Source organism: Streptomyces sp. OR43, assembly GCF_008042275.1.
Lineage (GTDB): Bacteria > Actinomycetota > Actinomycetes > Streptomycetales > Streptomycetaceae > Streptomyces.
The window spans coordinates 2,704,390-2,715,034 of record NZ_RDBK01000043.1; the positions used below are offsets into that span (position 1 = coordinate 2,704,390).

The 10,645-nt window shown below is 72.3% G+C and carries 7 protein-coding genes and 1 pseudogene; 5 read left to right on the forward strand and 3 right to left on the reverse strand.

Features of this window, described 5'->3' with window-relative positions; genetic code table 11:
* Positions 1 to 308, forward strand: a pseudogene (locus tag EAO72_RS31200) (amidohydrolase family protein); the annotation flags it as partial.
* Positions 309 to 552: 244 nt separating this feature from the next.
* On the opposite strand, the gene EAO72_RS31205 reads toward EAO72_RS31200, so the two are convergent.
* Entirely contained in the window at positions 553 to 1,860 is a 1,308-nt protein-coding gene (locus EAO72_RS31205; protein ID WP_148020431.1) for an alanine racemase, read from the reverse strand.
* A gap of 159 nt (positions 1,861 to 2,019) precedes the next feature.
* Between EAO72_RS31205 and EAO72_RS31210 the strand changes: the two genes are divergently transcribed.
* The 4 genes from EAO72_RS31210 (at position 2,020) to EAO72_RS31225 (ending at position 6,134) form a co-directional block, all read left to right on the forward strand.
* Positions 2,020 to 3,123: a sugar kinase gene (locus tag EAO72_RS31210; RefSeq protein ID WP_148020432.1), complete on the forward strand. Its 1,104-nt coding sequence runs from the start codon at positions 2,020 to 2,022 to the stop codon at positions 3,121 to 3,123.
* Positions 3,124 to 3,350: 227 nt separating this feature from the next.
* Positions 3,351 to 4,109: an IclR family transcriptional regulator gene (locus tag EAO72_RS31215; RefSeq protein WP_148020433.1), complete on the forward strand. Its 759-nt coding sequence runs from the start codon at positions 3,351 to 3,353 to the stop codon at positions 4,107 to 4,109.
* Between the two features lie 6 nt (positions 4,110 to 4,115).
* The gene (locus EAO72_RS31220) at positions 4,116 to 4,544 is read left to right on the forward strand and encodes a RidA family protein (RefSeq protein WP_148020434.1); all 429 of its coding nucleotides are present in this window, start codon (positions 4,116 to 4,118) and stop codon (positions 4,542 to 4,544) included.
* A gap of 114 nt (positions 4,545 to 4,658) precedes the next feature.
* On the forward strand, positions 4,659 to 6,134 hold the full coding sequence (locus tag EAO72_RS31225; protein ID WP_148020435.1) for a GntP family permease: 1,476 nt from the start codon (positions 4,659 to 4,661) through the stop codon (positions 6,132 to 6,134).
* Between the two features lie 25 nt (positions 6,135 to 6,159).
* Here the strand turns inward: EAO72_RS31225 and EAO72_RS31230 are convergent, their stop codons facing one another.
* Positions 6,160 to 8,523, reverse strand: a complete 2,364-nt coding sequence (locus EAO72_RS31230) for a serine/threonine-protein kinase (protein ID WP_148020436.1) — start codon at positions 8,521 to 8,523, stop codon at positions 6,160 to 6,162.
* Positions 8,524 to 8,887: 364 nt separating this feature from the next.
* Positions 8,888 to 10,555: a chitinase gene (locus tag EAO72_RS31235; RefSeq protein WP_148022147.1), complete on the reverse strand. Its 1,668-nt coding sequence runs from the start codon at positions 10,553 to 10,555 to the stop codon at positions 8,888 to 8,890.
* Between the last annotated feature and the right edge of the window lie 90 nt (positions 10,556 to 10,645).

Consider the following 10,645-nt stretch of genomic DNA (forward strand, 5'->3'; position numbering starts at 1 on the left):
GCCCCACCGCCGCCCGGACCCTGGACGCCGACGGCCTCGCGCTCTCCCCCGGGTTCGTCGACATGCACGCCCACAGCGACCTCGCCCTGCTGCGCGACCCCGACCACAGCGCGAAGGCGGCGCAGGGCGTCACCCTCGAAGTGCTCGGCCAGGACGGCCTGTCGTACGCCCCCGTCGACGACCGCACCCTCGCCGAGGTCCGCCGCTCCATCACCGGCTGGAACGGCGACGGGAGCGACATCGACTTCGACTGGCGCACCGTCGGGGAGTAMCTCGACCGGCTCGACCGCAACTTCGGCGGCCGGGGGAGTCCTCGCGGTGGATCTCCGCGACGCGGCCGTCGGCGAGGGCCACATCGGCGCGGTAGGAGGGGGTGGCGGTGCCGTCGATGACGCGGGCGTCGCGGATGACCAGGTCCATGGGGGGTGTGCCTTTCGGGGCCGGCCGGGGGACTGGACTGCCCCCGGCCCGCGCTCATCGGTGGGGCTCATCGGAAGAGCTCATCGGCGGGGCTCATCGGTCGGGCCCATCGCTCGGACTCATCGGTGGGGCTCAGAAGAACGTGCGGATGTAGTCGGTGACGGTCCCGTCCGCCGCGACCAGCGGAATCAGCTGCCACTTGTCGAAGCTCGTGCAGGGGTGCGAGAGCCCCATCCCCACCCAGTCCCCGACCTCCAGCTCGGCCGCCCCGTCCGTGCGCACCCACGCGTGCTGGTCCGACAGGCCGGTGACCTCGATCCCCGTCGCCTCCCGCACCGAGCCGTCGCGCCCGGACCGCACGAGCTGCGCCTGGGGCAGGTCGAGGTCGTAGGCGGCGTCCCGCTTGCCCGCGTTCAGGAACGCCTGCTCGCCGGTGGGGCGCGACACGACCTGGGCCCAGAGCCGGAAGGCGGGCTGCAGCGCGCCTTCCTCGGGGACCCGGTTGAAGGGGGTGAGGTGGCGGTAGTGGCCGTCGTCGTGCGAGACGTACGCCCCCGAGCGGAGCAACTTCAGTACGGGAGCGGAGAGTTCGGGGATGCCGGCGAACACGTCCGCGACCGCGTCGAACCACGCGCTGCCGCCCGCGCTGATCACGATCCGCTCACCGGCGCCCATGGCGGCGAACCGCCCCGCCGCGTCGAAGTCCGCGGCGAGCGCGACGAGCCGTCGCAGCCACTCCCGTACGCGCTCGCCGCTCGCGTCCGGCACCTCGCCCTCGTATCCGGCCACGCCCACCAGACGCAGCGTCCCCGCGGCGGCCACCGCGTCGGCGACGGCGGCGCAGTCGGCCTCGGTACGCGCGCCGGTGCGGGCGCCGTCGCCCGCGCCGAGCTCCACGACGACGTCCACCGGGCGGGAGGCGCCGGCCTCGCTCAGGGCCCGGTCCATCAGCTCGACGCCGCGCACCGAGTCGACGTAGCAGATGAAGCGGAACTCCGGGTCGGCGTTCAGTTCGCCCGCGAGCCAGGTCAGCGCGGCCGCGTCGACGAGCTCGTTGGCGAGGAAGATCCGCTGGATCCCGAACGCCCGGTAGACGCGAGCCTGGTGCGGGACCGCCGCGGTGATGCCCCACGCGCCGTGCTCCAGCTGGCGGGCGAACAGCTGCGGGGACATCGAGGTCTTGCCGTGCGGTGCGAAGGCGAGGCCGTGGCGCTGTGCGTACGTCTCCAGCAGCGCGAGGTTGTGTGCGACGGACTCGGCCGACAGGGCGAGCACCGGGGTGGTGAAACCGCCGGTGAAGAGGTTGCGCCGCTCGGCGGCCAGATCGCCGACGGTCAGGCCCTCCGCGTCGGGCGGGAGCGCCTTGAACCGGTGGTCGACCCGCTCGTCGGCGAGTCCGGCCAGGCCGGCGAGTCCGGCGGCGGGGCGTTCGTCGGCCATGGGGGTGCCTCCTCGATCGAAGTCATGCGGTAGGTGACGATGGGCGTTGCAACATATGCAACACCCATTGCGTATATCGCTCAGGGCTGTCTAACATCCGAGCCGACGCCCGGTCAATGGTGAGACCCGGCGCCGCCCGCCCGATCCCGAGGAGCCCGAGTGTCCGGAACCCCGGCCAGGACCGACGCCGAAACGGCCACCGATGTCGTGTGCCTCGGCGAGTCCATGGTGACGTTCTTGCCCTCACGGCCCGGGCGCCTCGCCGACGTCCCCTCCTTCGGCCGCGGCATCGGCGGCGCCGAGTCCAACGTGGCCTGCGCCCTCGCCGCGGCCGGGCACCGCGCGGCCTGGGTGAGCCGGGTCGGCGCGGACGGCTTCGGCGACCACCTCGTCGACGCGATCTCCGCGTACGGGGTCGACACCTCCGCCGTGCGGCGCGACCCGGCCCGGCCCACGGGCATCTACTTCCGTACGGCGACGGACCGCGGCACCGACGTCCACGAGGTGGCGTACTACCGGGCCGGGTCCGCGGCCTCGGCCATGTCGCCCGCGAACGTTCCGTACGAGGCGCTGTTCACCGGCCGGGTCCTGCACCTGTCCGGCATCACGGCAGCGCTCTCCGCCGACTGCCTGGCCCTGCTGCACGAGCTGACGGCCCCGCGTCCCGGGCGCCCGCTGGTCTCCTTCGACGTCAACCACCGTCCGGGCCTCTGGCGCGACGCCGACGTGTCCCCCGGCGTCCTGCTGGACCTGGCCCGCCGCGCCGACCTCGTCTTCGTCGGCGAGGACGAGGCGGAGGAGGCGTGGGGCGTCAAGGGCGCCGCCGCGATCCGGGAGGCGCTGCCGGAACCGGCGGTACTGGTCGTGAAGCGGGGCGCGGAGGGCGCGACGGTGTTCTCCCACCCCACCCCGCCCCTTCCCGAACCGGGGCTCCGCCCCGGACCCCGCTCCTCAATCGCCGGAGGGGCTGAAGTGGTCACCGACGTCCCCGCACTCCGCGTCGACGTCGTCGCCCCCGTCGGGGCCGGGGACGCCTTCGCCGCCGGGTTTCTCTCCGCCACCCTGCGCGGGCTGCCCGTCCGCGACCGGGCCCGGCACGGGCACCTGATGGCCGCCGCCGTCCTCACCGTCCCCGGCGACCTCACCGACCCGCCCTCCCGCGACCGGGCGGACCGCCTCGCGGCCCTCGACGACACCGACTGGGGGAGACTGCGTCTCGGCCCCGGGTGGACGGGGGACGACACGGAGGTACGTACGGCATGAGCGAGCGCAGCGAGGGATTCGACAAGAGGGGCGTCACCGGCGAAGGCCGGGCCGAGGACAGCGAGGCACGCGCGTGAGCGAGCGTAGCGAGGGAACCGGCAAGAGGGGCGTCACCGGCGAAGGCCGGGCCGAGGACAGCGAGGCACGCGCGTGAGCGAGCGTAGCGAGGGAACCGGCAAGAGGGGCGTCACCGGCGAAGGCCGGGCCGAGGACAGCGAGGCACGCGCATGAGTCAGACCGTCGACCGGGCGCTGAGCATCCTGCCGTTGCTCGCCCAGGGACCCGCCGACCTCGGACAGGTCGCCGAGCGGCTCGGCGTGCACAAGTCCACCGCCCTGCGCCTCCTGCGTACGCTCCACGAGCACGGGCTCGTCTACCGTCAGCAGGACCAGCGCTACCGCCTGGGCGCGCGGCTCTTCGCCCTCGCCCAGGAGGCCGTCGAGAACCTCGACGTACGGGAGATCGCCCACGCGCACCTCGTCGAGCTCAACGCGAACTGCGGCCACACCGTCCACCTCGCCGTGTACGAGGAGAACGAGGTCCTCTACATCGACAAGGTCGAGAGCCGCTACCCGGTCCGGATGTACTCCCGCATCGGCAAGCCCGTCGCGATCACCGTCGCCGCCGTGGCCAAACTCCTGCTCGCCGACCTCTCCGAGACGGAGCGGCGCTCGCTCGCGGAGAAGCTCGACTACCCCATGTACACGTCCCGTTCGACCCCCGGCCCCGGCGCCTTCCTCAAGGAACTCGCCACCGTGCGCGAACAGGGATGGGCCACCGACCTCGGTGGCCACGAGGAGTCCATCAACTGTGTCGGCGCCCCCATTCGCGGTGCCGACGGGCGCGTCGTCGCCGCGATGTCGGTCTCCGCGCCGAACGTGGTCGTCACGGCCGAGGAACTCCTCACCCTGCTCCCCCTGGTCCGTCGCACCGCCGACACCATCAGCCGGGAGTACTCCGGCACCAACCGACCCAAGAAAGCCTGATCACCGATGACCGACAGCACCGACAAGACCGTGAAGACCCCGCTCACCCCGAGCACCCACACCGCCCCGCCCGCGAAGTTCTCGCACGGCGTGCGGAAGGGCAACATCCTCCAGGTCGCCGGCCAGGTCGGCTTCCTGCCCGCCGTCGAGGGCCAGGCCCCCACCCCCGCCGGCCCGACCCTGCGCGAGCAGACCCTCCAGACCTTCGCCAACGTCAAGGCGATCCTGGAGGAGGGCGGCGCGAGCTGGGACGACGTGATGATGATGCGCGTCTACCTCACGGACGTGGACCACTTCGCGGAGATGAACGAGATCTACAACACCTACTTCGGCGCGCAGAACCTCAAGGAGGCCCCCGCCGCCCGCACGACGGTCTACGTCGGCCTGCCCAAGGGCCTGCTCATCGAGATCGACGCCCTCGCGGTCCTCGGCTGAGCCTGATCCCGTTGCACCACCGCACCACCACGCAGGTCACGGCGCCCCACCCCACCGGGGCGCCGTGCCGTGCTCCGCCCTGCCCAAGCACCATGGACGACAACGGAGTTACCCATGCAGCTCGCCGCAAGCCCCCCACCGGTCGAGACGCCACCCCACACCGGTGGACTCCTCCTCCTCATAGACGGGACGGCCGGTCTGCTGACCGTCGCCGTCCTCGGTATCGCGCTCCTCCTCTTCCTGATCATCAAGGTCAGGCTCCAGCCGTTCGTCGCCCTGCTCGCCGTCTCCATAGCCGTCGGCCTGGGCGCCGGCCTCTCCGTCACCGAGCTCTTCGGTACGGTGCAGAAGTCGGCCGCCGTCTCCGTCATCGAGTCCGGCATGGGCGGCATCCTCGGCCATGTCGCGATCATCATCGGCCTCGGTACGATGCTCGGCGCGATCCTCGAAGTCTCCGGCGGAGCAGAGGTGCTGAGCGCCCGCCTGCTGAACCTCTTCGGTGAGAAGCGCGCCCCGCTCGCCATGGGCCTGACCGGTCTGATCTTCGGTATCCCGGTCTTCTTCGACGTCGGCATCTTCGTCCTCGCGCCGATCGTGTACGCGGCGGCCAAGCGCTCCGGCAAGTCGATCCTGCTCTACGCGATGCCGCTGCTCGCGGGCCTGTCCATGACGCACGCGTTCCTGCCGCCGCACCCCGGCCCGGTCGCCGCCGCCGGCCTCTTCCACGTCTCCCTGGGCTGGGTCATCCTGATGGGCGCCGTCGTCGGCATCCCGTCCGTCCTGGCCGCCTGGGGCTACGCCGCCTGGATCGGAAAGCGGATCTTCGTCGAGGTCCCGCAGGACATGGTCGAGGCCGCCGAGGAGGCGAAGGCCGCCGTCGTCGCCGAGCAGCGGGCCGCCGGAGTCACCCCGCACGAGGCCCCCGTCGCCCTCTCCACCGTCCTCGCGATCATCGGCACCCCGCTGGTGCTGATCCTCGCCGCGACGTTCTCCTCCATCGCGCTCGACCCCTCGACGCCCCGCTCGGTCATCGAGTTCTTCGGCAACCCGTTCGTCGCCCTGACGATCGCGCTGCTGCTCGCCTACTACCTGCTCGGCATCCGGCGCGGCTGGTCCCGCAAGTCCCTGGAGTCGGTGTCGACCTCGTCCCTCAAGCCGGTCGGCAACATCCTGCTCGTCGTCGGCGCGGGCGGCATCTTCGGCGCCGTGCTCAAGGCCAGCGGCATCGCGGACGCGCTCGCCGACACGTTCAACGACGTCGGCCTGCCCGTCATCCTGCTCGCCTGGCTCATCTCGGCGGTCCTGCGCATCGCCCAGGGCTCGGCGACGGTCGCGATCGTCACCACCGCCGGCATCGTGGTCCCGCTCGTCGAGGACCAGGACTTCTCGCAGCCGCACCTGGCGCTGATCATCATGGCGATCTCGGCCGGCTCGATCATCGCCTCGCACGTCAACGACGGAGGCTTCTGGATGGTGTCGAAGTACTTCGGCATCTCCGAGCGCGACACCCTGAAGTCCTGGACGGTCCTGGAGACGGTCCTGTCGGTCGCGGGCTTCGTGGTGGCGGCGCTGCTGAGCCTGGTGATCTAGGGCCTTTCGTCGGGCACGGGGAGGTTCAGGCCGCCGACGCGCAGATGATGCTCCGGCCCTTGTTGACCTGCCAGTACCAGAACTTCTCACCGCGCCCCGACGGACAGGTCCAGTTCTGGCCCGCCGTCGGAGCCCGGTAGAAGCCGGTGATGCGCAGGATCGACTGGCCGGCCCGCGGCACCGTGGACGCGTCGCAGCGCCAGACCACCGTCAGGTCGGCGTTGGTGGCTCCGTTCACATCGGCGGGGAAGCACTGGCCCACCTGGTACACCCGGTCGAGGCAGAGCGTCCGGTCGACCCCGTCGTCACCGGATCTGCTCCACCAGGTGAAGCCGGCCCCCGTGTCGCAGGAACTGGAGCCACCGGACCGGGTGCTGACACGGTTGACGTGCATGTACGCGTTCGAGGCGCCGCAGCTCACCCGGATCGGGCGGGAGGCGCTCATGTCGTCGTGGCCGTCGTTGTACACGTCGAGGCAGTCGCCGGCGCGCACGGCGGCGAACGCGCGGTCGGTGGCGTCCGGGGTGGGAGTCGGCGTGGGAGTGGGAGTCGGCGTGGGGGTGGGCGTCGGATCGTCCGCTGTGTCGCTGTCGCTGTCGGGGTCGTAGCTGCTGTCGCTGTGGGAGTCGGTATCGGTGTCCGAGCCGGAGTCGCCCGTGCGGGCGTCGCTGTCGGACGACGCGGAGCCGCTGCTGCCGGAAGTGAACGAACTGCCGCTGCCCCCACTCCCGTTGCCCGTCGTCTCCCAGGGCTGCCAGGCCAGCAGTCCGATGACGACGGCCACGGCGACCAGCCAGCCCAGCGCCGAGGAATTCCCCGAGGAGCCGGTCCGCGGAGGCGTCGGACGTGTCGTCGTCGGCCCGGCCGGGGCGGTCGGGGCGGTGCTGGGCGAGGTCGTACGGGCCCGGGCGGCACGGGCCGCCCGGCGGGCGGCCTCCTGCTCGGCCCGCTCCCGCGAGGCGCGCTCGGCGGCCTCTCGTGCCGCGCGCTCCCGTGCCGCCTGCTCCCGCGCCGCCTGCTCGCGCTGGATCCGTTCGCGTTCGGCCCGCCTCCGCGCACGCTCCTGCTCGGCACGCGCGTGTTCCTGCGCCGCGCGCTCCCGTTCGCGGCGGGCGCGCTCGGCCTCCGCGCGCTGGGCCGCCTGCCGCTCGGCCTCCAGGCGCGCCGCCTCGGCACGCTCCCGTTCGGCGCGCTCCTGCTCGGCCTGCTCCGCCCGCTGCCGCTCCGCCAGTTCCGCGAGGGCCGCCATCTCCCGCCGGGTCCGCTCGCGGCGTTCGCGGTCGCGGGCCGCGCGGGCCCGGCGCTCCGGCGGGTAGACCAGGGTCGGGGGAGGGGGCGGCACCGTATTCGTGCGCTGGACGAGCGTCGGGGCCACCGGATTCACCGCCGGCGGCCTCGTGCGGCTCGTCCGGCCCGGCCGATCCGGCTGATCCGGACGGCGCGTCCGACCCGGCCTGTCCGTCTGGCGGTCGTTCGCGAGTTCCAGGCCCTGGGTCGCGTACGCGCCGATCAGCGCCGTCCACCGCGGAGGAAGCCACCGGGTGCCGCTGTGGGAGGCCGGCAGATGGGCCTGGGCCGCGCGGAAGCGGGCGAGCAGGTCGGCGGGCTCGGGGCGCCGCTCCGGGTCGACCGACAGGCACGGCCGGATCGTCGCGACGAGCTCCTTCGGCAGCCCGTCGAGGTCGAGTTCACCGCGCTGGACCCGGGCCAGCAGCCGCAGGGTGTCGCCGTCCGCGGCATAGGGCGGCCGGCCGGTGGCGAGCAGGAACAGGGTCGCGCCGAGCGAGTAGACGTCGGACGCGGCGGTGGACTCCTCGCCGCGTGCCTGCTCGGGCGAGGTGAACGCGATCGTGCCGAGCGTGAGCCCGGTGAGCGTGAGGTCGCTGGCGTGCGAGATGCCGAAGTCGATGACCCGGGGGCCGTCCAGCGGCAGCAGCACGTTCTGCGGCTTCACATCGCGGTGGACGATGCCCACCCCGTGCAACGTGACCAGGGCCTCCGCGGTGCCGGCGGCGATCCACCGTACGGCCGAGGCGGGCAGCACCCCGCAGCTGCGCACCAGTTCGGAGAGCGGGGGCGCGGCGATGTAGTCGATGGCCATCCACGGCCGCTCCGCCGCCGGGTCGGCGTCCCGTACCCGCGCCGTGTAGGCGCTGGCCACCCGTTGCGCGACCGCCACCTCGCGCGCGAAGCGCCGCCGGTCGACGTCGCTGACGTTGCCCTCGGCCAGCAGCGTCTTCACCGCGACGAGACCCCGTGCGCCCCGATCGCCGCCGCGGGCGAGATAGATCCGCCCCATGCCGCCGGACGCGAGCCGTCCGATCAGCCGGTACGGTCCGAGCGTCGCCGGATCGTCCCCGCCCAGCGCCTGAACCCGCGCCCCGGCCATGTCACTCCCCCTGTCGCACCCCCCATCTGCCGGCCTCCCACAGCGGCACCCGGTGGCTTCCTCCGCGGTGGACGGCGCTGATCGGCGCGTACGCGACCCAGGGCCTGGAACTCGCGAACGACCGCCAGACGGACAGGCCGGGTCGGACGCGCCGTCCGGATCAGCCGGATCGGCCGGGCCGGACGAGCCGCACGAGGCCGCCCGAACAGCCATGGAATGCGGCAACTCCCTGACACTCTGTTGCGGGGCCGGTACATGGCGGGGACGTCCGCCGGGTCCCGCACATGCAGCAGCGCCACCGGGGGAGCGGCGGCGCTGCTGGTCAGTGATGCGTCAGGCGCAACGATGGGTGCTCAGGCGGGAGTTACGGAAGACCGTGGACGTGCGGGCCGACCGCGTTCGACCAGGCGTTGCCCGACGTGGCGTCCCAGTTGGTCGACCAGGTCATCGCGCCGCGCAGGCCCGGGTAGGTCTTCGACGGCTTGAAGGAACCGCAGCCGGTGCCCTTCGCGAGGCAGTCCAGGGCCGCGTTCACGACCGAGGGGGCCACGTATCCGCTGCCCGCGCCCCTGGTGGAGGCGGGGACACCGAGACCGACCTGCGACGGGTCGAGGCCGCCCTCCAGCTGGATGCACGCCAGCGCGGTGAGGAAGTCCACCGAGCCCTGCGAGTAGACCTTGCCGTCGCAGCCGAGCATCGAACCGCTGTTGTAGTACTGCATGTTGACGACGGTCAGGATGTCCTTGATGTTCAGTGCCGTCTTGAAGTACTCACCGGAGGTGGACTGCATGTCGATGGTCTGCGGAGCCATCGTGATGACGAGGCCGGAGCCAGCCTTCTGCGACAGGGAACGCAACGCCTTGGTCATGTAAGTGGAGTTGAGACCGTTCTCCAGGTCGATGTCGACGCCGTTGAAGCCGTACTCCTGGATGAGGGAGTAGAGCGAGTTGGCGAAGTTGGTGGCGGAGGCGTCACTGTTGACCGAGACGGACCCCTTCTCACCGCCGACCGAGATGATGACGTTCTTGCCGGCCGCCTGCTTCGCCTTGATGTCGGCCTTGAACTGGTCGACGGTGTAGCCGTTCAGGCCCGCCGAGTCCAGGTTGAAGGTGACGGCTCCGGGCGTGGTCGTGGCGTCGGCGAAGGAGACCGCGATGATGTCGTAGTTCGCGGGCACGTCGCTGAGCTTCTGCACGGTCGCGCCGTTGTTGAAGTTCTGCCAGTAGCCGGTGACCGCGTGCTTGGGCACGGAGGTGCCGGGGTTGGGCTCGCCGCCGCCGGACTTGGCGGTGCGGCCGCTGACGGTGGCGGACTTCACGGACTCGCCGGCCGCGTTGGTGGCGGTCACGGAGAACTGGTACGCCGTGTCGGCCGCCAGCCCCGTGATCGTCGCCGAGGTCCCGGTGGCGGTGGTGGCCTTGGCGCCGTCCTTGTAGACGGTGTAGCCGGTCGCGCCGGACACCGCGTTCCAGGACAGGGCGAGGGAGGAGGGCGTGGCCGTGCCGACGGCGAGACCGGCGGGGGCCGCGGGGATCGTCGGGCCGGGGTCGGTGCCACCGCCGCCGTCGGGGCCGGTGACCGAGACGTCGTCGACGACGTAAGCGGCCTGCCCGTACCAGCCGTGCGTGTACACGGTGACGGAGGTGGTGCTGGGGCCGGTCTTGAAGCTGGTGGAGAGCTGGGTCCAGCTGCTGGAGCCCGGGGTCCAGGTCGACACGTCGGTGGTGCCCGTCCCGCTCGCGCCCAGGTAGGCGTACCCGCCCTGGACCCAGGAGCTGAGGGCGTACGTCGAGTTCGGCTTCACGGCGACGGTCTGCGTGCACTTGGCGTTGTCCTGGCCGGCCGGGGTCGCCTTGAGGGCCGCGGTCCCGCCGTGCACGGGGGAGGAGACGGTGGCGCCGGAACCGCCGGAGCAGGTCCAGTTGGCGAGCCCGGACTCGAACCCGGCGTTCTTGGCGACGTTGACGTCGGCGGCCTCGGCGCTGCTGACGAGACCGGTGAGGGTCAGCGCCCCGGCGGCGACGACGGCCATGGCGGAGCCGAGGAGCGGGCGGGTGTGACGTCTTCTGTGACTGGTGGCGGGAGAACGTTCCACTTGCTGCCTCCGTGGGGGAGTCGGGGG

Excerpts from the sequence above, each read along its gene's own strand:
- EAO72_RS31205 (WP_148020431.1), bottom strand. The coding sequence starts at position 1,860 with ATGGCCGACGAACGCCCCGCCGCCGGACTCGCCGGCCTGGCCGGACTC.
- EAO72_RS31215 (WP_148020433.1), top strand. The coding sequence starts at position 3,351 with ATGAGTCAGACCGTCGACCGGGCGCTGAGCATCCTGCCGTTGCTCGCC.
- EAO72_RS31220 (WP_148020434.1), top strand. The coding sequence starts at position 4,116 with ATGACCGACAGCACCGACAAGACCGTGAAGACCCCGCTCACCCCGAGC.
- EAO72_RS31225 (WP_148020435.1), top strand. The coding sequence starts at position 4,659 with ATGCAGCTCGCCGCAAGCCCCCCACCGGTCGAGACGCCACCCCACACC.
- EAO72_RS31230 (WP_148020436.1), bottom strand. The coding sequence starts at position 8,523 with ATGGCCGGGGCGCGGGTTCAGGCGCTGGGCGGGGACGATCCGGCGACG.
- EAO72_RS31235 (WP_148022147.1), bottom strand. The coding sequence starts at position 10,555 with ATGGCCGTCGTCGCCGCCGGGGCGCTGACCCTCACCGGTCTCGTCAGC.